We start from the raw sequence: 20,296 nt of genomic DNA, 5'->3' as shown, positions 1-20,296 counted from the left end.
ATGTCGCCCACCGCTTCTGTTCTGCCCGCGTCCGTGCCGGCGGCGACCGATCCGCGAGTCGCGGCGTACTGCTCGCCCGACGGCCCCGAGGTGTTTAGTGGGGTCGTGTTCGGCAGCCAGCTCTGGACCACGGACCCCTTCGACGTGGGTGCCGTACACCCGGAGGCCCGTGCGGCCTTCGACCGACTGCTGGCCCGCGCGTCTGACGCTGATCTACCGCCGCACGGGAAGAGCCTGCTCCTGCTCGGCGAAGCGGGCTGCGGCAAGACGCATCTGATGCGCGCGTTCCGCACTGCGGCCCACGAGAGCGGTGCTGGGTATTGCGGCTATCTACAGATGCTCAGCCGATCCGACAACTACTCGCGATACATCCTCAGTTACCTCCTCGATTCGCTCGAGCAGCCGTACAAGCCGGGCGACCCGACGACCGGGCTCATGCGTCTGGCTCGCGGGTTGCTCGACGCGATCGGGATCGCCGACGCCGACCGTGACAAGTTACTCAGCGACTGGCTCGAGCCGGACGAGACGGCACGGATCGTGTTCCGGTTCGCTGATGTTGCGGCCCAGGACGAGCGGTTCGCGGGAATCGATCTGAACCTGTTGCGCGCGGTCCTTTTCCTCCTCCCGAACGACGGCCGAATTCGCCCGCGGGCGCTGAGCTGGCTGCGGTGCGAGGATCTGGCGAAGTACGACCGTGAGATGCTCGGCGACTTGGTTCCTCGACCCGGTCCCGAGATGCCGCTCAAGACGATCGTCGGCCTCGGGCGGCTGATGCGCGCCGTGCATTCGGCGGCGTTTGTGCTGCTGGTCGATCAGTTGGACGAGATGATTGAACTCGCGAAAGGTGACTCCGAGCCGGGCGAACTGTTCCGGTGCGCGATCAACACGCTGATCGACGTTGCCGACGCCTTGCCGAACGCAGTGGTGGTGATCGGGTGTTTGAGGGAGTTGTTCGACAGTTCCAGAGAAAAGGGATACCTTCCGCGTCCCAAACTCGACCGACTCGAACATGATCCGGAGCCGATCCGTCTCACCGAAGTGCGCACAGGCGACGAAGTCCGCGCAATGCTGGCGCGGCGGCTAGAAGTCTTCTTCAACGCTGTTGGGGTCGAGCAAGATCCTACCAACCCCCTCGCCCCGTACACCACCGCGGATGTCGCGCGGCTGGCCGGTATAGTGGACCCCGAAAACTGGACCGCCGGTTAAGCTATACCGGAGGCCCAGGAAAGGGGAACCCATGGCGGGCAAGCGGAAGAGTCACTCGGCGGCGTTCAAGGCCCAGGTCGCGCTGGCGGCCCTCAAGGGCGACAAGACCATCAACGAACTGGCGAGTCAGCACGGCGTCCACCCGACCCTGATTCATGGGTGGAAGAAGCAGTTGCTCACCGGGGCCGAGGCCGTGTTCGCCTCGGGGGCGAAGGGCACCGGCCCCCCGGAAGACAAGACGACCGAGTTGTACGAGCAGATCGGCCGCCTCAAGGTGGAACTCGACTGGGTGAAAAAAAAATCGGCCGCCCTCGGCTGAGGCCAAGCGTGCCCGGATCGAGGCCGAGCACCCGGAGCTGAGCGTCCGGCGCCAGTGCGAGCTGATCGGATTGAACCGCTCGACGGTGTACTACGAGCCGACCCCGGAGAGCGCGGAGAACCTGACGCTGATGCGGTTGATCGACGAGCAGTACACGACGTGCCCGTTCTACGGGAGCCGGCGCCTGGCCGCGTGGCTGGGCACCCAGGGCCACGAGGTGAACCGCAAGCGGGTGCAGCGGCTGTTGCGGATCATGGGGTTGGAGGCCCTGTACCCCAAGCCCAAGCTGTCGGTCGGGTCCGGGCACAAGGTGTACCCGTACCTGTTGCGGGGCGTGGCCATCGACCGGGTCCATCAGGTGTGGAGCACGGACATCACGTACATCCCGATGCCCACCGGGTTCATGTACCTGGCCGCAACGATGGACTGGTTCAGCCGGTACGTGGTGGCCTGGCGACTGTCCAACACGTTGGACGGGTCATTCTGCCAGGACATGCTGGAGGAGGCCTTGGGCCGGGGCAAGCCGGAGGTGTTCAACACGGACCAGGGAGTCCAGTTCACGGCCGCCGCGTGGGTCGGGCGATTGGAGCGGGCCGGGGTCGCGGTGAGCATGGACGGGCGGGGCCGGTGCCTGGACAACGTGTTCGTGGAGCGCCTGTGGCGGAGCGTCAAGTACGAGGACGTGTACCTCAAGGGTTACGAGTCGGTGCCGGCCCTGGAGAGTGGGCTCCGGGCGTACTTCGGGTTCTACAACACCGAGCGGTTACACCAGTCCCTGGACTACCGCACCCCGGCTCAGGTGTATGGCGTCGGAGCCACGAAGGCCCCGACGAAACAGTAGCGAAGGATAGCAACTTTTTGGTCTAGACAATGGGGTCCACTGTACGGGATGCGCACACGCGAAGTCCTTGACCACTTCCGCAAGCATCACGAACAGTGCGTCCGAGGCGGTGGCATCGCGGTCGTCGGACCCGTCAGCCCTCCCCCTCCTCCGCCACCACCGCGCCCGGATTTCAGCCAGTTGTGGGCAGAACTACTTCCCAAGGTTAAACCGCCGATCGTGGACGAGACGAAGCTCGCCGAGCTGCTGGGGTGGGCCATCGGGGCCACGTCCAATGAGATGCCGAACGGAGTCGTATTCAGCCCGGACCCGGACAGCCGGTTCGTCCAGGTTGAGGTTCAAAGCGGTAACGCAGCCGACAAGGTGCTTGTTGCAATTTGCGACCGGGGCGCACAAGGTAGCGGGCTGAAGAACCAGATTGAGGAGACGGTCAAGCAGTGCGGCGAGTTGCCGTCGGTGTTCGTCCGCTCGACCGACTTCCCGAAATCGCCACAAGCCGAAGTCGCCAAGCGCCTCGGGAAGCTGTGCGCGCCGGTCGGTAAGCACCGAAAGGTTGTCGTCGAGAACGCCGACTGGCGGGCCATGGTCGCGTTCCGCCAGTTCGTCCAACAGCACCAGAAGGCGGACGGGTTCGGCGCCTGGCGCCAGCAGGTCCGGCCGCTCGCCAACCTGCCCTCCCTTCGCCGGGTGCTCGATCTGGACCGACTCGAAGCGGCGGCCCCGAAGCCGCAGCCGCCCGCGCCGCCGCTGCCGCCCGCGGGCCTCGCCAAGGCGGCGCCGCCGGCGGCCGTCCCCGCACCGGTCGCGCCGCCCGCGGCGCCGGCGAAGGCGGCGGGAGCGATCCGGTTCGCCGTCACCCGCGGCGCGCTCCCGGCGCCCGTCGAACTGGAGCCCAAGAGCCTGTGCCGGCACGCGGCGTTCCTCGGCGGGTCGGGGAGCGGGAAAACGACCGCAGCGCTCGCGATCATTGAAGAACTGCTCCTGGCCGGGGTGCCGGCCGTGCTGCTCGACCGCAAGGGCGACCTGGCCCAGTACGCCGACCCCGCCGCGTGGGCCGCGCCCGAACCGGACGCCGACCGCGCGGCCCGCCGGGCACGGCTGCGCGCGGCGATCGACGTTCAGCTCTACACGCCCGGGACGAACGAGGGGCGCCCGCTGGCCATTTCGATCGCCCCGCCCGGGCTGGCAACCGCCCCGGCCAGCGAGCGCGAGCAACACGCCCAGTACGCCGCCGCCGGACTGGCCCAGATGATGGGGTACCGGGGCCGCGGCATCGACCCCAAACTGGTGATCCTGCAAAAGGCCATTGAGGTGTTGGTCGCGGCCGGACGCGCGGTCACCGTGGACACGCTGCAGAAGCTCGTCAGCGATCAGGACGATGCGCTCCTCATGGAGTTCGACGGCCAGTACGAGGAGCGACACTTCCGGACGCTCCGGCAGGATCTGTACTCGCTCGGCGCCCGGCACCGGCGGCTGTTCGAGGCCCCGGAAGCGCTCGACATCGACGCGCTGCTCGGGCGCGGGGCGTTCGCGGCGCCCGGACGCACCCGGCTCACGGTGCTCAACACCGGCGCGCTCGGGGACGCGGCTACGATCGACTTCTGGGTGTCCCAACTGCTGCTGGCGCTCGACCAGTGGCGGCAGCGGCACCCGGCGCCCGGCGCGTTGCAGGCCGTGTTCCTGTTCGACGAGGCGGACGCGTACCTCCCGGCGGTCGGGAAGCCGGCGACCAAGGGGCCGATGGAGAGCCTGCTGCGGCGCGCCCGGTCCGCCGGCCTCGGCCTGTTCCTGGCGACCCAGAGCCCCGGCGACTTCGATTACAAGTGCCGGGACCAGATCACGACGTGGCTGGTGGGACAGGTCAAGCAGCCGGTGGCGATCGAAAAGCTGAAACCGGTGCTCCAGTCGAAGCCCGGCGCGGCCGATCGGGTCGCGGACCAGAAGGTCGGCGAGTTTTGGCTGGTGCGCGAGGGGGACGTGCGCGCGATCCAGGCGGCGCGGAACCTGATCCCGACGGAGCAACTCTCCGAGGACCGGATTCTGGAACTCGCCCGCGTGGGGCGTGCCGTTTGATGCCGGGTTCTTGGCTTCAAGGTGGTCCGCTCGCCCCGCGAGCGGTCGCGTGGCCATGACCCGTGTTGCCTGCCCGGCACAAGGTCGGGGCTTTTTAACGTGCCGTAACGAGCTACGACCGCCGGGACGGGGATGTGTATCCCCGTCCCGGCGGTCGCGGCTCGTCAAACGCGAAACCACGGTTGCCCGCTTCGCTCGCGGAGTGAGCGGGCCGCACTGAAATCCCGTCGCACAAATACGGCGGCCACAGTCCCAGGGGCGAGCGGCTTTACGCGCCGGCGATCTGGGGAGAGGTCTCCTTCTCGCGAATCAGGTTCTGCACCCGGTCCAGCTTCGAGCCGATGAACAGCACGTTGTGCAGGTTGAAGTCCAGGTTCGACGGGCCGCCCGTCTTCACGTGCAGGTCGCCGCTGCCCAGCCCCAGCAGCCAGTGCCGGAACAGGTCGTCGCGCTTCTTCTCCAGCACCAGCCCCGAGGCGTCCACGGCGACCTCGCCGTCCCCGATCTCGCGCCGGATGCGGATCTGGCCGCGGGCCACAATGATGTACGTGTAGTGGTCGTAGATGAACGTCGCGAACAGCCACATCACGAGCACCGGGATGCCGATCGCCAGGTAGCCCCCGGCGTTCATCCGCACGTCCACCCCGCCGAGCCACATGAGAATCTTGTCCCACCACCCCAGCAGCGCGATCGTCAGCCCCGCGATGACCAGCAGCGCGATGACGATCACCGAGGCCAGCCCGCGCAGCGTCAGGTTGGTGATCGCGATGACCAGGATCAGCACCCCCGCGAACACCACGCCGTAGGCGTTCGTTGCGGCCACCCGCAGCTTCGGCTGCGCGTCGGGGCTGGTGGCGGTGGCGGGCGGTACCGACTTGTTCTCCGGCACCACCAGCGCCTCCTGCGTCTTCTCGCTGCCCGGCGCCGTCTGCACCTGCCGCACCTCGGTCCCCTGCGGCACCACGGCCATCAGGTGCCCGTCGAGAAACGTCAGGCCCGCCATCAGGAACGCGACCGCCCAAACCGGCCACCAGTAGAACAGGTCGCTGTGCCCGTACAGGCGGATCTCTTCGTCCGGCTTGGCGGCCGCGGCGGCCTCGGCGTGTGGGGCGGGGACGGCCCCCGGGGGGTAGCCCGGAACGGCGGAACTCATTGCAGTTTCTCCGGAAGCGCGGTGGCCCGGGCGCCCTCGGTCGCGCCGGGGCCGGTGTGCGGCAACCAGAGCAACCCGCGTGCCGGCGGCGGAGGTTCCCGCGCCCCGCCGCGGTCGCTACACTGTCGACTGACTCGGTCGCCGGGCCGACGGGCGGTCCGGCGGTCGGTTGTTTCAGGAGGAAGCATCATGAAGCGGTTCGTCTTCGCCGGCGCCCTGGTCGCCCTGGCCGCCCCCTTCACTGTCGCCGAGGAAAAGCCGGCAGCGACCCCGCCGGCCGCCCCGGCCGTCGCCGCCGCACCGGTCGTCGAGTCCGCACCGGTCGTGACCACTGCCGCCCCCGCCCGCCGCGGGCTGTTCGGCCGGCTCCGCAACCGCGGCACCACGACCTACGCCGTGCCGGTCACCGGCACCACCGTTGTGCCCCCGGGCACGGTCATCACCCCGGCCCCGGCGACCGCCGCCCCGGCGCCGACCCCGATGCCGATGCCGAAGCCGAAGGTGGACACGAAGACCGACACAGCCGCCGCCTCGAGCGAGATCACCCTCGGAAACTTCGTCGCGACCGCCGACCCGGTTGTGGTGCAGGCGTCGGCCACAGAGACGGCCAAGTCGCGCCGCGGGCTGTTCAGCCGGCTCCGCAGCCGGTAAGTGGTTCCGGCAGGTTCAGGAACTCGAATCTGCCCGATCCGCACGCTGACCGAAACGACGCCCGCGGCACGCCCTCGCGCCGCGGGCGTTCCGCCGCGCCGCGGCCAACCCTTCGCCCCCGCAGGTTCCGACCCCATGCCGACTCCCGCTCCGCTCTGCCTCCGCAACGGCCGCGTCATCGACCCGTCCCGCGACTTCGATCAGGTGACCGACCTCTGGCTCGCCGACGGCAAGGTGGCCGGCACCGGCCCGCGCCCCGCGGGCCTTTTGGGCGACGAGCAGACGCTCGACTGCACGGGGCTGATCGTGTCGCCGGGCATCATCGACATGCACGTCCACCTGCGCGAGCCCGGGCGTGAGGAGGACGAAACCATCGCCACAGGCACGGCGGCGGCGGTCGCGGGCGGGGTCACGTCGGTGGCGTGCATGCCCAACACCGAACCGGCGCTCGACACGCGCATGTCGGTGGAGTTCGTCATCCATCAGGCGCAGCGGGCCGGGTTCTGCAACGTGTTCCCGATCGGCGCTGTGACCAAGGAGCGCGCGGGGAAGGAGCTGGCCGAGTTGGGCGGGCTGGTGGAGGGCGGCGCGGTCGCGTTCACCGACGACGGCGCGCCGGTGTACTCGGCGGAGATCATGCGCCGCGCCCTCGAATACTGCAAGATGTTCGATAAGGCGGTGCTGGTCCACGCCGAGATCCTCGAACTCACGCAGGGCGGCGTGATGAACGAGGGGCTCGTGAGCGTGCAGCTCGGGCTGCGCGGGATGCCCGGCGTGGCCGAGGACATCATGATCTACCGCGACATCGTGCTCGCGGAGCTGACCGGCGGGAAGGTCCACATCCTGCACGTCTCGACGGCCGGCGGGGTGGACCTCATCCGCCAGGGCCGCAAGAAGGCGGAGCAACTCAAGGCGGCGGGGAAGCCGTCGTTCTGGATCAGCGGCGAGGCGTGCCCGCACCACTTCATTCTGACCGACGAGAGCCTGCGCACGTTCGACAGCAACTACAAGATGTCGCCGCCGCTGCGCACCGAGGCGGACCGGCAGGCGATCCTCGAGGGCCTGAAGGACGACTCGCTGACGGTTCTGGCGACCGACCACGCCCCGCACGCGCCCGAGAAGAAGGAGCGCGAGCTGGACCAGGCGCCCAACGGCATCCTGGGGCTCGAAACCTTCCTGCCGCTGTGCGTCACGCACCTGATCGAGCCGGGGCACCTGAGCTGGCCGCAGATGCTGGCGAAGATGACCTGCAACCCGGCGGCGGTGCTCGGCATAGAGCGCGGCACGCTGCAACCCGGCCGCCCGGCTGATGTCACGGTGATCGACCCGAAGGTGCGCTGGACGTTCGACAAGCGCGAGTCGAAGTCGAAGAGCCTGAACACGCCGTTCCACGGGACCGAGCTGACCGGCCGCGCGGTGGCGACAATCGTCGGCGGCGCGGTGAAGATGTCACGCCTGGGGTGATGCTGTGACGGGAGAGGCACGACAGGTGTCCGCCGGGCCGAGGATATCAGAGTGTATTTTGAAACTGATGTCGCTTAGGAATGTGGGATTGGGTACAGGGTTTGCATGAGTCGCAAGCCGTACCCAACCGACCTGACCGATGAGCAGTGGGAGCGACTGGCCCCACTGCTTCCCAAGTCCAAGTCCGGCACGCCCCAAGGCGGTCACCCGGTCGTCGTGGATCGGCGGGAGGTGCTCAACGCCATCTTCTACCACCTGCGGGCCGGTGGGGCATGGCGGGTGCTCCCGCACGACGTCCCGACCTGGCAGACCGTTTACGGGTTATTCTGCGACTGGCGGCTGGGCGGCACCTGGGAGAAGGTTCGCGTCACCCGGCGGGAGGGGGTCCGCATCGAGGCCGGTGCCCCACCGCCCCCGGAAACCCTGCGGGTGGACGCGCAGACGGTCAAGACGACCCGCCGCGGCAGCCCCAAGGGGTACGAAGGGGGGAAAAAAGGTGGTCTCATGAGGTGTCAGAGGTGAATGGCTGGCGCTAACTTCAGGCCAACATGGCTCTTGCTGCCCACAGTCCACCTGGGATGCCACATGAGCCATCGACGATTCCGGCGGTCGCGTACCACTCCGCCTTGGCCGTCAGGTCCGTGTGCAGCGTCGAGTCAGACACCTCGACCACCAGCGCGGCCACCGTTGGGTGACCTTGGTTGTACCCTGGTCGCCCTGCAACGACCGCGAGGTCGGGCATCGGGTTGTTGAACTGATCGAGGTGCAGTGGCGTTTGGCCCCGGAACCGCCAACCGGCCTCGAAAACCGCACGAACGGCTTCCGTTAGTACCTCCAGCGCGTTCGCGTGCGGCGGGTCCATCGGTCCTTGCTGCAGAATGACGCCGTCGAGGAGGAGCGCCCGCCGGCCCTCGAAGCACCCGAGCGCCCCGAGCCGGTCGAACTCCTGGACGGTCACTTGCGCGGCTGCGGCACCACGCTGGACGGCTTCCACGGCGGCGGGGACGAGAGTGCGGACATGGTTCACCTCCACCGAACAGCCTACTCTCATTCGTAACCGAGTACGAGGTCAGCAACCCAGCACCCACGCACGTGAACTTGTTGCGGATCGCGGCAGTGCGCGAGTATGTCCGCGCAGTCACACCCGGCGTCTTGAAGGGCGTCGGCCAGAACCGGCATCGCGCTGAAGTCGCGTGATTCGTACATCTGCCGCGCGATCGCGATTGCGGTATCGGTGCGCCACCCCGGAGCAAAGCGCACCGGGCGAAACGGGTTGCCGAAGATGTCGCGCACGAGGTCGGCGTTGGCCCGGCGCACCGGCTCGAGTTCCTCAAGCGGGACGGGAGGATCGTCGGCGTCGAGGTCATACTCGGCATTGGCGGTGATCCAGACGCAACCCAGAGCGTCAGCGATAGCAGCGTACTGCACTTTCGTTTGGCCTTGGTTAAATTGAGCGAGAACGTTCGCTTCGGCGTCAGCGTTGAAGCTCTCGTCGTCAAGGTCGCAGTTCTCCACCCCGCCTCTGAGGTACCGTTCGGCCAATTCGACCCACCTGTGCAGTGCTTCCGTCTTCAACTCCGGCTCACGCAGGCACACCGCTATCGCATAAAGCAGCGGCTTGCGAGCGTTCCCGTCGGCGTTGAGGTGGTGCAGCATCGCCACCGGCGAGGCACTCGCGAGCCACTGCTGTTCGGTCATTGAAGCGGTCCCCATAAGCGGTCCGGATAATCGGGTTGGGTGATTTCTGCGCCCACGACTGTCCGCCTCACGCGATCCAAATATTCTCCCTTGAAACCGCGACCTCGCGCCCTAAAAATGGGTGTGTCAGGCTGAATGAAGTGCGGGTGTAACTCAGTGGTAGAGTACCTCGTTGCCAACGAGGTTGTCGTGGGTTCAAGTCCCATCACCCGCTCTGACCGATGTAACGCCCAGTACACTTTGGCGTAAGACGAAGCCGGGAAGTCGCGGGCCGACGGCGGGTATGCAATCCCGCCAGCCCACTACTTCCCGGCTTATCGTTTTTTTCACATACTTCCACATACGGGCGACGTAATCGGACGGAACGGCCCGGCTTCATCAAGGGAGGAAACACCCATGGCGAACGACGACGAGACCACCCCGCCGGCCGAAGCCACCGCCGTCGCGGAAGCGCCCGGCGCAGAAGCTGGTGAGGAAAACGGCAAGCTGGTTCAGACGGTCGAGATCAAGGACATCGGGCCGTGCAAAAAGCACGTCAAGGTGACCGTGGACCGCAAGGCCATCGACGATCGGTTCAACGAGAAGTTCACGGAACTGACGCTCAGCGAGGAGCCGCAGGTCCGCGGGTTCCGCCCGGGCAAGGCCCCGCGCAAGATGATCGAGAAGCGGTACTACACCACCGTCGCCGACGAGATCAAGTCGCAGGTGCTCATGGCGAGCCTCGAGCAGCTCGCCGACGAGCAGGCCATCTCGCCGCTCAGCCCGCCCGAGTTCGACCCGAACCTCGTGAACATCCCCAAGGAGGGGCCGTTCGTTTACGAGTTCGACATTGAGGTCCGGCCCGAGTTCGACCTGCCCGAGTACAAGGGGCTGAAGCTCCGGCGCCCCACCCACACGTACACGGCCGAAGAGGTCGCGAACGAGAAGAAGCGGCTGCTCGACCCGTACGGCCAGATCGTGCCGAAGGACTCGGGCGTCGCCGAGCTGTACGACGTCATCTCCGCGGACGTGGCCATCTCCTTCCAGGGCAAGGAGATCAACAAGCTCGACGAGGTGCAGGTCAAGGTCGAGCCGCAGCTCGCGCTGTCGGACGGCGTCGCGGCCGACTTCGGCAAGACGATGGCAGGTGCCAAGTCCGGCGACGTGCGGGTGGTCGACATCACGCTGTCGCAGGAGACCGCGACCGAGCAGCTCCGCGGCCAGACCGTGCAGGCGCAGTTCACCGTCAAGGACGTGAAGACCACCCGGCAGCCGGAGCTCACGTCGGACCTGCTCGAATCGGCGTTCGGGGTCAGCACCCCGGAGGCGTTCACCGAGCTGGTCGAGGCGGTGCTGAACCGCCGGCTCGAGTACACCCAGCGCCGCGTGGCCCGCGAGCAGGTGCTCCAGCAGATCGCCGCCGCGGCCGCGTGGGAGCTGCCGCAGGACATGCTCCGCAAGCAGGCCCGCAAGACCCTGGCCCGTAAGGTCATGGAGATGCGGAACGCGGGCATGAGCGACGAGCAGATCCGCGGCCGCAGCCGCATCCTCGAGCAGGACGTGCTGAAGAGCACCGCCGAGGCGCTCAAGGAGCACTTCGTGCTCCAGAAGATCGCCGAGGTCGAGAAGATCGAGATCGAAGAGGACGACATCGACACCGAGATCGACCGGATCGCGGACCAGTCGGGCGAGAGCCCGCGCAAGGTCCGCGCCCGGCTCGAGAAGGAAGACCTGATGGAGGCGGTCGCGGCCGACCTGCTCGAGCGGAAGGCGCTCGACCTGATCCTCGGCAGCGCCACCTACGAGGACTACGAGCTCAACTCCGAGGCGCAGCAGGGCGAGGTGGCGACCGTGGAGCAGGCGGTGCTGCCCGACGCCCCGGCCCCGGCGCCCGCCGAGGGCGAGGCCAAGGGCGACAGCGCCAGTTGACCGCACGCGTACAGTGTAACTGACCCTCTTTCTCGTTCGCCGCGACTCAGGACGGAGTGCCCGCGCTCTCTGGCCCCGGGTCGCGGCGAAGTGGCGTAAGCCCGGAAGGCCAACCATGTTCCCACCGTTCGACCCGACGGCCGCGGCCGGCCCGTTCGAGCCGCTCCTCCAGCGCGGCCAGTACGCGCGCCAGCGGACGCTGACGCTCGACGACCTGCTGCTCGAGCAGCGCATCATCTTCCTCAACTGGCCGATCAACAACGACGTCGCCACCCTCGTCATCAAGCAGCTCCTGTACCTCGAGTACGAGAAGAAGAGCGAGGACATCAGCCTGTACATCAACAGCCCGGGCGGGTCGGTGTCGGCGACGCTGGCGATCTACGACACCATGCAGTTCATGCAGTCGCCGATCAACACGTTCTGCATGGGCCTCGCGGCCAGCGGGGCGGCGGTGCTCCTGGCCGCCGGCAGCCCGAAGAAGCGGTACGCGATGCCCAACTCGAAGGTGATGATCCACCAGCCCTACGGGCAGGTCGGCGGGCAGGTGTCGGACATCGAGATCCAGGCCAACGAGATCCTGCGCGAGCGGGGCCGGCTGAACGAGATCCTGGCGAAGCACACCGGCCAGCCGGTCGAGATCATCGCGCGGGAGACGGACCGCGACAAGTACTACCACGCCGACGAGGCCAAGGCGTTCGGGCTGGTGGACGAGGTGCTGGTCCGCCCCGAACTCAAGAAGTGACCCGGGGTGCGGGAGTGAAGGCGGGCAAACCGTACCGACCGGTGCGGCACTTCGGGTTCTGAGCCCGCGCCCCGCGCCCCGCACCCCGCATTCCGCATACACCCCCAATCACCCGCGCGCCGCCGGCCCGATATAAGAGCCGCGGCGGCCCGCCCGGAGAGCCTGACATGCCGCTCGTACCGATCGTGGTTGAGAGCCGGGGCCGCGAAGAACGCGCCTACGACATCTACAGCCGGCTGCTGAAGGACCGGATCATCTTCATGCAGGGCGTCGTTCAGGACGACATGGCGAACCTGATCGTCGCCCAGATGCTGTACCTGCAGTTCGAGGACCCGAAGCGCGACATCAGCCTGTACATCAACAGCCCCGGCGGGAGCGTCACCGCGGGCATGGCGATCTACGACACGATGCAGTTCATCACCTGCGACGTGGCGACTTACTGCATCGGCCAGGCGGCCAGCATGGGCGCGATGCTGCTGACCGCGGGCACCAAGGGGAAGCGGTACGCGCTGCCCCACGCCCGCGTGATGATCCACCAGCCCAGCGCCGGTAGCGAGGGCACCGCGGAGGAGATCCTGATCCACGCGAAGGAGTTCCTCCGCACGAAGGAGACGCTCAACAAGCTGATGGCCGATCACTGCGGCCAGCCGGTCGAGAAGATCCTCAAGGGCACCGACCGCGACAACTTCATGTCCGCGCAGGAGGCCCGCGAGTTCGGCCTGATCGATAAGGTGCTGGAACGGATGCCGGCGGAAGCGTTCGCGGCGGCCCGCCCGCCGGAGTAGCGGGCCGCGACCAGTGGGCAGTAGGCAGGGATGCAGACGAACCACACACCACCGCCGGGTCAGTCGCTGCGGCACCGCCGGCGGGCGGTCCGGTGGTTCGTCTGCACACTCCTCGCCGCCCACTGTTCGCTCGGCACCGGTTGCAAGTCGTCCAACAACCGGTACGACCTGATCGAGGCCGAACTCCGCACCCGCGAGCGCGAGTTGGCCGACACCCGCGCGGCGCTGGAGCAATCTCGCAACTTGCTCCGCGCGTACGAAACCGCCCAGCGCCCGGAACCGCAGCCCGGAACGCCGGTGAGCGGCCGTGGGGGGCCGTTCTATCCGATCAAACAAATCGACATCGCCCGCGGCACCGGGGGCATCGACGAGGACGGCGCCCCCGGCGACGAGGGGCTGATGGTGGTGATCGTCCCGCGCGACGAGGACGGCTCCGCGATCAAGGTGCCTGCCCGGGCGCTGGTCGCGGCGTGGGAGATTTCGCCCGCGGGCCTCAAGAGCCCGGTCGGGTCGTGGGAAATTTCGGCCGAGAAGCTCCGCGGGACTTGGAAAAGCGGGCTCATCAGCACCGGGTACTTCGTCGCGGTGCCGTGGCAAACGCTCCCGTCTTCGGACCGCGTGCGCGTGGCGGTCCGGCTCACCACCGCCGACGGACGGGCGTTCGAGGCCGATCGCGACATAACGGTGCGGGTCACGGTTCCGCCCCGCGGCCCCGGCGGAGCCGTGCTCCCTTACCCGCAACCGGTGCCGGGCGGCCCCGCCGTGCCCCGAATGACCGTCCCCCCGGGCGGCGGGCGTACACGGCTCCTCCCAGAGTCACCGCCGCCGGGCGTGCCGCCCGCATTACCCGCGGGCACGGAAGAGTTGCCGCCGCCGATGCCTTCGAGCGGAGAACGCGGCGCCCGGCTGCTTCCGCCGGTGAGACCATGAGCGCAGCCAAAGCCTGACCGTTCGTGCCTCCCTGCATCCGACCTATGCGAGGGGAGCCGGCTACACCAGTATCAACCACGATTCGGCGTTAAGCCCACCCATGACCACCCTCTCGCACTTCGACGACTCGGGCGCCTCGCGGATGGTGGACGTCGGCGCGAAGGCCGAAACGCACCGCGTCGCGCGGGCGTCGGCCCTGGTGCGCATGCAGCCCGCCACGCTCGCCCTGATCCGCAACAAGGAGCTGGCGAAGGGCGACGTCCTTGAGGTCGCCCGGCTCGCCGGGATCATGGCCGCCAAGAAAACGGCCGATCTCATCCCGCTGTGCCACCCGTTGACGCTCACGTCGGTGAAGCTCGAGTTCAGCTTCCCGGCGGCCGATGCGCTGCGGATCGAGGCTGTTGTGACCGTTTTCGCGCGCACGGGTGTTGAAATGGAGGCCCTGACCGCGGTTACGGTCTCAGCCCTGACGGTGTACGACATGTGCAAGTCCGCCGACCGCGGTATGACGGTCGAGGCGGTCCGCCTGGAGGAGAAGGACGGGGGGCGCAGCGGGCACTTCGCCCGCGACCCGTCGTAACTCCCCCGGCAATTGACGGTTGGCACCGCGGGCGTATGCTTTCCGGATTGCGGCACGCACCGGAATGCGGGAGGGCCGCGTGATGGGGACCGCAATGGCAACTGTTTCGCCCGCCGTGACCGGCGGACCCGCCGCGGGGCTCGACCCCGCGTACCGTAACGGCCTGAAGGCGGCCCTGATGTTCGGCCCGATCGCGAGCGACATCGCCGAAGCGGAACGCATTTTCGACCGCACCCTGGCCCCGCACAAAGGCCCGTTCGGCCCGCTCGTCGAACACCTCCGGCACTACCGCGGCAAGCGGCTCCGCCCCGCGCTGCTGCTGCTCACCGCGGAGGCGTGCGGCGGGGTGGCCCCCGCGCACCACACGCTGGCCGCCGCGATGGAGATGATCCACACGGCCACGCTCGTTCACGACGACGTGCTGGACGAGGCCGACGTGCGCCGCCACGCCCCCACGTTCCGCGCCGGGTGGGGCAACAAGGTCAGCATCCTGCTCGGCGACATGCTGTTCACGCACGCGTTCCACCTCACCAGCACCGTGGACGGCCGCGCGTGCCAGATCACCGGCGAGGTCACCAACCGCGTGTGCGCCGGCGAGCTGCGCCAGGTGACCGAGCGCGGCAACCTTGAGCTGAGCGAGGCCGACTACTTCGCGGTCATCGACGGCAAGACGGCGGCCCTCACCGAGTGCTGCGGGCGGCTGGGTGCGCTCTACGCCGGCGCGTCGGAAGAGGTGGCCGCGAAGATGGCGAGCTACGGGCGCTCGGTCGGGCTTGCGTTCCAGATCGCCGACGACCTGCTCGACCTCACCGGCACCGAAGAGGCGGCGGGCAAGACGCTGGGCACCGACCTCGAACAGCAGAAACTGACCCTGCCTGTCATCCACTGCCTGAACCGGCTCCCCGCGGGCGAAGCGGCCAAGCTCCGCGACCTGATCCGGGCCGGCGGCGAGGGGCTGGGCGCCCGGGTGCTGCAAGCCCTGGAGAAGACGCAGTCGGTGACCTACGCGAAGCGCCGCGCCGAGGAGCTGTCCCGCTCCGCGCGGCAAGAGCTGGAGTGCCTGCCCCGTGGGGACGCCCGCTCCATCCTGGAAGCCGTCACCGAGTGGAGCATCCGCCGCGAAAAATGAGCCGCGGTGGGAATGACTGCGCGGAAGCGTCGTCTTTGTCCGTGGATTGCCGATTCCGGTGGTTTCGAGCGCGATCCGGCACGTTCACGGTGGGGGCCCCCCCCGGTTCCGGTGAGATTCGAATCACGCCAGCCAGAAGCGACTGGCCCCGGAGCGGCGCCACGACAAGAGGCACGCGATGGAGTTCACGATCATCATCGTTGGTGTGGTCTGGTTTCTCGGGCACGGTCCCGTCGCTGGCGCGCTCATCATCGGGATGTTTTGGGCCGCGATGGGTTCCCCGGAGCGCGTCCGCAACCGGTCCGAATTTCGCCTCGCGGTGCTGTGCTTGGGCGCGGCCGTTCTGTCCAGCGTGGTCGTCCCTCTCGTGGTTTTGGCGTTGAGGCTGCCCAGACCTGATCGCGGAATCGGCGACGGTGGCGCTCTTTGGATCATTAGTCTTCTCGCAATCCCTTCTATTTTGACGACACTCGCGATCCTGCTCGGGATTGATTCCGTCATGCCGGGCCGGCCCGCTTCGGTGCTGGCCAAATCAGCGGTCGAAGCGCCAACGCGACACCCTGTGTCATAACCGCAGTCGCTTTCGGAGCGTTGTGCGTGACACGCTGCGGTCGCGCCGGGCGCTCCGCTCTTGAGCGGCGGAAAAAATGGGGTACGACGCTCTGGATGCCACGAGTAACCGGGACCGGTGACAAGCGGGCCTGGAGACCGGTCGGAAGCGGTGCGGCGGGCGCGGGTAAGCGCTGCGGCACGTCGCCACGTGCCCGCGGACGGCAGCGGGCACGTGGTGGGTCAATCTGTCCAGTTCGATCTCTGAGCCGCCCGGACTCCGCACCTCACTTCTTTCCCTGGCGGTAGCGGCGGATCAGCGCGTTGGTCGAGCTGTCGTGCTTCAGGTCGGGTTCGGTCGCCGCCTCGAGTTCTGGCACGATCCGCGACGCCAGCGCCTTGCCCAGTTCCACCCCCCACTGGTCGAACGAGCCGATGTCCCAGATCACCCCCTGCGTGAACACGATGTGCTCGTACAGGGCCACGAGCGTGCCCAGCGCGAACGGGGTCAGCTTCTCCAGCAGCAGCACGTTCGACGGCCGGTTGCCCGGGAACGTCTTGTGCGGCACCAGCCACTCCTCGACCTTGTCGGCCCGCACCTGTTCGGCGGTTTTGCCGAACGCGAGCGCCTCGGCCTGGGCGAACACGTTCGCCATCAGCAGGTCGTGGTGCCGCCCCACCGGGTTCAGCGACTTGCTGAACGCGATGAAGTCGCACGGGATCAGTTTCGTCCCCTGGTGGATGAGCTGATAAAAGCTGTGCTGCCCGTTCGTGCCCGGCTCGCCCCAGTACACCGCGCCGGTTTGGTAATCGACCTCGGCCCCGCCCAGCGTGACCCGCTTCCCGTTGCTCTCCATCGTGAGTTGCTGGAGGTACGCCGGGAACCGCTTCAGATACTGGTCGTAGGGGAGCACCGCCGCGGTTTCGGCGCCGAAGAAGCTGCCGTACCACACGCTGATGAGCCCCAGGATCACCGGGACGTTCTTTTCGAAGGGCGTCGTCCGGAAGTGCTGGTCCATCGCGTGGAAGCCGTCGAGCATCTGCCGGAAGTGGGTCGGGCCGAGCGCGAGCACCGTGGCGAGGCCGACCGCGGAGTCCATCGAGTACCGCCCGCCGACCCAGTCCCAGAACCCGAACATGTTGGCGGTGTCGATCCCGAACTCTTTCACCTTCGCGGCGTTGGTGCTGACCGCCGCGAAGTGCTTCGCCACGCTCGCCGGGTCCTTCAGTGTCGCGAGCGACCAGGCGCGGGCGCTCTCCGCGTTGGTCATCGTCTCCTGGGTGGTGAACGTCTTCGAGCACACGATGAACAGCGTTTCCGCCGGGTCCAGGTCGCGCACCGTCTCGGCGAAGTCGGTGCCGTCCACGTTCGAGAGGAACCGGAAGGTGAGGTCGCGCTGCGCGTAAAAGCGCAGCGCCTCGTTCGCCATCACCGGGCCGAGGTCGGACCCGCCGATGCCGATGTTCACGACGCTCCTGATCGGCTTCCCGGTGTGCCCCTTCCACGCGCCCGAACGAACGCGGTCGGCGAACGCCGACATCGCGTCGAGCACCTCGTGAACCTCCGGCACCACGTTCTTGCCGTCGACGGTGACGACGGCCCCCTTCGGGGCGCGGAGGGCGGTGTGCAGGACCGCGCGGTTCTCGGTGATGTTGATCTTCTCGCCGCCGAACATCGCCTCAATGCGCCCCTTCAGGTCGCACTCGCCGGCGAGCGCGAACAGGAGCTTGAGCGTTTCGTCCGTGACGCGGTTCTTGGAGTAGTCCGCGAACACGCCGACCGCCTCGGCGGTGAGGCGGGTGCCGCGGCCAGGGTCGGCGGCGAACAGGTCGCGCAGGTGCGCGGCCTTGAGGCCCTGGAAGTGCGACTGCAGCGCGGCCCATGCGGGGCGCTGGGTCAGGAGCGTGTGCTCGGCCATCTGACGGCTCTCCGTTTCGGTTCGATCAGCGCGGGGAGGAACCGATGATACTACGATTTGTGGCCCGGGTGGGAATTTCGCTTGTGACAAGTCGTCGGCATGTTCTGCCAGGGTGAATTCCGGCTACGACTTGGCGGCCCGCCGCTCCGGCCGACTCGGAACGCCGGTTGGATCGCGCTGAGTTCGCCCAGCGGTGCCGGTTCTGCAATCGCGCGTTCAGTGACTCTCAGACGCCGAGCCCCACGGAGGTGGCCCCGCTTTCTGAGCCGGAGGGCGACTGCGGACGTACTGGCGGTCGCCGCGGCGCCCGCGCTCCGACCCGGGCGCGGTACGCGGTACAATGCGCCACTGAACGGCTACCCCGAACCAGGAGCAACTGATGTTCAGGACGTTGGCGCTCGCCGCGGTCGTTTCTGTCCTGTGTGTGTGCCCGTCGGCGCGTGCGGACGAGGCCGAGGATAGGGCCGTGGCGTTCGTCGAGAAGCTCGGCGGGAGGGTGACTCGCGACACGAGGCCGGCCGGCCGGCCCGTCACCAAGGTCTACTTGAGCTTCACACGAGTGACGGACAAGGGGCTGAAAGAGCTGGCCGGGCTTAAGAACCTCACCCACCTCAACCTGTTTAGCACGTGGGTAACGGACGCGGGCGTGAAGGAGTTGGCCGGGCTCAAGGGCCTCACCACCCTCGATCTGAACAGCACGTCGGTGACGGACGCGGGTATGAAGGAACTGGCCGCGCTCAACAACCTCACCACGCTCAGGCTGAGCGGCAAGGGCGTGACGGACGCGGGGCTGAAGGAGTTGGCCGCCCTCAAAAAGCTCGCTAACCTCGACTTGAGCCACACGAAGGTAACGGACGCGGGGCTGAAGGAGCTGGCCGCGCTCAAGGGCCTCACCACCATCCGCCTGAACAACACGGAGGTGACGGACGCGGGGCTGAAGGAGCTGGCCGCCCTCAAAAAGCTCGCCGACCTCGACTTGAGCCAAACGAAGGTAACGGACGCGGGGCTGAAGGAACTGGCCGCGCTCAAGGGCCTCACCTGCCTTGGACTGCTTGGCACGAAGGTAACGGACGCGGGGCTGAAGGAGCTGGCCGGGCTCAACCTCACCGACCTCCACCTGGCCGGCACGCCGGTGACGGACGCAGGGCTGAAGGAGTTGGCCGCGCTCAAGAACCTCACCCATCTCTACCTGTTTGGCACGAAAGTGACTGGCGTGGGGCTGAAGGAGCTGTCCGGGCTCAAGGGCCTGACCACCCTCTACCTGAACAACACGAAGGTGACGGACGCGGGTGTGAAGGAGCTGTCCGGGCTCAAGGGCCTCACCACCCTTGACTTGAGCTACACGGAGATGACGGACGCGGGTGTGAAGGCGCTGGCCGGGCTCAAGGGGCTAACAAACCTTGAGTTGTACGGCACGAAGGTGACGGACGCGGGTGTGAAGGAGTTGAACTCGGCGCTACCGAAGTGCAAGATCTTGAATTGACGTAAGGCCGCGGTCGGCACCACGCCACGGGCGGCGCCCCGGAGAGGTCGGGCGTGGCATCCGCGTTGGTGGGCCGCGGGCCGGCGCGGGTGCGTCAACGCGGTGCGGCTCGATCGGGACCGGTACAAGAACGTGCGGCCGGCGAAAACGAAGTCAGTGGACCGCATCGGCGGGGCGGTCGCGCGGCTGATGCCGCTCGCGCTCCCAGACCCGGGCGCGGCCGGAGCCGTCTGTGTACGAAGGGCGGGGTTCCGCACGCCGGGACCCGCGGCGCCGTAAGACCGTCCGGAACTGCCTCAGAACTGGAGACACCGATGCTCAGGGTGTGCGCTCTCGCCTTGGCCCTTGCGGTCCTGTGGGTGTGCCCGTCGGCGCGTGCGGACGAGGCCGAGGATAAGGCCGTGGCGCTCGTCGAGAAGCGCGGCGGGAAGGTGACTCGCAACACGACGCCAGACGGCCGGCCCGTCACCAAGGTCTCCTTGAGCTTCACGCGGGTGACGGACACGGGGCTGAAGGAGTTGGCCGCACTCAAGGGCCTGACCACCCTCGACTTGAGCTACACGGAGGTGACGGACGCGGGGGTGAAGGCGCTGGCCGCGCTCAAAGCCCTGACCGCCCTCGGGCTCAAGGGCCTCACCACCCTCGACCTGACCTTTACGCGGGTGACGGACGCGGGGGTGAAGGCGCTGGCCGCGCTCAAAGCCCTGACCACCCTCGACTTGAGCCACACGCTGGTGACGGATGAGGGGCTGAAAGAGTTGGCTGCGCTCGGGGCGCTAAATACACTCGGTCTGGGCGGCACGAGTGTGACGGATGCGGGTGTGAAGGAGTTGGCTGCGCTCAAGGGCCTGACCGCCCTCGACCTC

The 20,296-nt window shown here is 67.8% G+C and carries 18 protein-coding genes, 1 tRNA gene and 1 pseudogene; 16 read left to right on the top strand and 4 right to left on the bottom strand.

What is annotated here, in order from left to right; all coding sequences use genetic code 11:
• The 3 genes from GobsT_RS33920 to GobsT_RS33910 all read left to right on the top strand — a co-directional run bounded on the left by GobsT_RS33920 (position 1) and on the right by GobsT_RS33910 (position 4,439).
• Positions 1-1,206, top strand: coding sequence for a P-loop NTPase family protein (locus GobsT_RS33920; protein WP_010048945.1), 1,206 nt, complete (start codon positions 1-3; stop codon positions 1,204-1,206).
• Positions 1,207-1,237: 31 nt separating this feature from the next.
• Positions 1,238-2,366 (top strand): IS3 family transposase gene (locus GobsT_RS33915; protein ID WP_417936319.1). Its coding sequence is split into 2 segments (ribosomal slippage): positions 1,238-1,516 and positions 1,518-2,366, totalling 1,128 coding nucleotides; the frame shifts between segments, so codons are not numbered across the junction.
• Between the two features lie 219 nt (positions 2,367-2,585).
• Positions 2,586-4,439: an ATP-binding protein gene (locus tag GobsT_RS33910; RefSeq protein ID WP_050790368.1), complete on the top strand. Its 1,854-nt coding sequence runs from the start codon at positions 2,586-2,588 to the stop codon at positions 4,437-4,439.
• Between the two features lie 268 nt (positions 4,440-4,707).
• On the opposite strand, the gene GobsT_RS33905 is transcribed toward GobsT_RS33910, so the two are convergent.
• A complete protein-coding gene (locus GobsT_RS33905) occupies positions 4,708-5,592 on the bottom strand; it encodes a hypothetical protein (RefSeq protein ID WP_010042273.1) in 885 nt (294 codons plus the stop codon).
• A gap of 189 nt (positions 5,593-5,781) precedes the next feature.
• Between GobsT_RS33905 and GobsT_RS33900 the strand changes: the two genes are divergently transcribed.
• The 3 genes from GobsT_RS33900 to GobsT_RS33890 all read left to right on the top strand — a co-directional run bounded on the left by GobsT_RS33900 (position 5,782) and on the right by GobsT_RS33890 (position 8,229).
• Positions 5,782-6,243 carry a hypothetical protein gene (locus tag GobsT_RS33900; RefSeq protein ID WP_029600995.1) on the top strand — a complete coding sequence of 154 codons (462 nt, stop codon included), beginning with the start codon at positions 5,782-5,784 and terminating at the stop codon, positions 6,241-6,243.
• A gap of 135 nt (positions 6,244-6,378) precedes the next feature.
• Complete coding sequence (locus GobsT_RS33895; RefSeq protein ID WP_010042275.1) at positions 6,379-7,707, top strand: dihydroorotase; 1,329 nt, start codon at positions 6,379-6,381, stop codon at positions 7,705-7,707.
• Positions 7,708-7,812: 105 nt separating this feature from the next.
• On the top strand, positions 7,813-8,229 hold the full coding sequence (locus GobsT_RS33890) for an IS5 family transposase (RefSeq protein ID WP_010042277.1): 417 nt from the start codon (positions 7,813-7,815) through the stop codon (positions 8,227-8,229).
• Positions 8,230-8,245: 16 nt separating this feature from the next.
• On the opposite strand, the gene GobsT_RS33885 is transcribed toward GobsT_RS33890, so the two are convergent.
• Entirely contained in the window at positions 8,246-8,740 is a 495-nt protein-coding gene (locus GobsT_RS33885) for a Uma2 family endonuclease (protein ID WP_010042280.1), read from the bottom strand.
• 14 nt (positions 8,741-8,754) lie between these two features.
• Positions 8,755-9,405: a hypothetical protein gene (locus GobsT_RS40200; RefSeq protein ID WP_010042282.1), complete on the bottom strand. Its 651-nt coding sequence runs from the start codon at positions 9,403-9,405 to the stop codon at positions 8,755-8,757.
• Positions 9,406-9,547: 142 nt separating this feature from the next.
• Between GobsT_RS40200 and GobsT_RS33875 the strand changes: the two genes are divergently transcribed.
• The 8 genes from GobsT_RS33875 (at position 9,548) to GobsT_RS33840 (ending at position 16,050) form a co-directional block, all read left to right on the top strand.
• Positions 9,548-9,619: transfer RNA gene (locus GobsT_RS33875), tRNA-Gly, on the top strand.
• A 182-nt stretch (positions 9,620-9,801) separates the two neighbouring features.
• Positions 9,802-11,313: a trigger factor gene (gene tig, locus GobsT_RS33870; RefSeq protein WP_010042284.1), complete on the top strand. Its 1,512-nt coding sequence runs from the start codon at positions 9,802-9,804 to the stop codon at positions 11,311-11,313.
• A gap of 115 nt (positions 11,314-11,428) precedes the next feature.
• A complete protein-coding gene (locus tag GobsT_RS33865) occupies positions 11,429-12,055 on the top strand; it encodes an ATP-dependent Clp protease proteolytic subunit (protein ID WP_010042286.1) in 627 nt (208 codons plus the stop codon).
• Positions 12,056-12,222: 167 nt separating this feature from the next.
• Positions 12,223-12,840, top strand: a complete 618-nt coding sequence (locus tag GobsT_RS33860; RefSeq protein ID WP_010042289.1) for an ATP-dependent Clp protease proteolytic subunit — start codon at positions 12,223-12,225, stop codon at positions 12,838-12,840.
• Positions 12,841-12,870: 30 nt separating this feature from the next.
• Complete coding sequence (locus GobsT_RS33855; protein ID WP_010042292.1) at positions 12,871-13,770, top strand: hypothetical protein; 900 nt, start codon at positions 12,871-12,873, stop codon at positions 13,768-13,770.
• 100 nt (positions 13,771-13,870) lie between these two features.
• Complete coding sequence (gene moaC / locus GobsT_RS33850; protein WP_010042294.1) at positions 13,871-14,350, top strand: cyclic pyranopterin monophosphate synthase MoaC; 480 nt, start codon at positions 13,871-13,873, stop codon at positions 14,348-14,350.
• A 94-nt stretch (positions 14,351-14,444) separates the two neighbouring features.
• A complete protein-coding gene (locus GobsT_RS33845) occupies positions 14,445-15,479 on the top strand; it encodes a polyprenyl synthetase family protein (protein ID WP_081471715.1) in 1,035 nt (344 codons plus the stop codon).
• Between the two features lie 178 nt (positions 15,480-15,657).
• Positions 15,658-16,050 carry a hypothetical protein gene (locus tag GobsT_RS33840; RefSeq protein WP_010042298.1) on the top strand — a complete coding sequence of 131 codons (393 nt, stop codon included), beginning with the start codon at positions 15,658-15,660 and terminating at the stop codon, positions 16,048-16,050.
• Positions 16,051-16,315: 265 nt separating this feature from the next.
• On the opposite strand, the gene pgi is transcribed toward GobsT_RS33840, so the two are convergent.
• On the bottom strand, positions 16,316-17,947 hold the full coding sequence (pgi, locus tag GobsT_RS33835; RefSeq protein ID WP_010042300.1) for a glucose-6-phosphate isomerase: 1,632 nt from the start codon (positions 17,945-17,947) through the stop codon (positions 16,316-16,318).
• 379 nt (positions 17,948-18,326) lie between these two features.
• Here pgi and GobsT_RS33830 point away from each other — a divergent pair, with 379 nt between their 5' ends.
• The gene (locus GobsT_RS33830) at positions 18,327-19,430 is read left to right on the top strand and encodes a leucine-rich repeat domain-containing protein (protein ID WP_010042302.1); all 1,104 of its coding nucleotides are present in this window, start codon (positions 18,327-18,329) and stop codon (positions 19,428-19,430) included.
• 314 nt (positions 19,431-19,744) lie between these two features.
• Positions 19,745-20,191 (top strand): annotated as a pseudogene (locus tag GobsT_RS40195) (leucine-rich repeat domain-containing protein); the annotation flags it as partial.
• Positions 20,192-20,296 lie beyond the last annotated feature (105 nt).

Origin of the sequence: Gemmata obscuriglobus (assembly GCF_008065095.1) — a bacterium.
GTDB classification, from domain to species: domain Bacteria; phylum Planctomycetota; class Planctomycetia; order Gemmatales; family Gemmataceae; genus Gemmata; species Gemmata obscuriglobus.
Note: the sequence above shows the minus strand (reverse complement) of the source record. Positions and strands in the feature narration are given on the sequence as shown.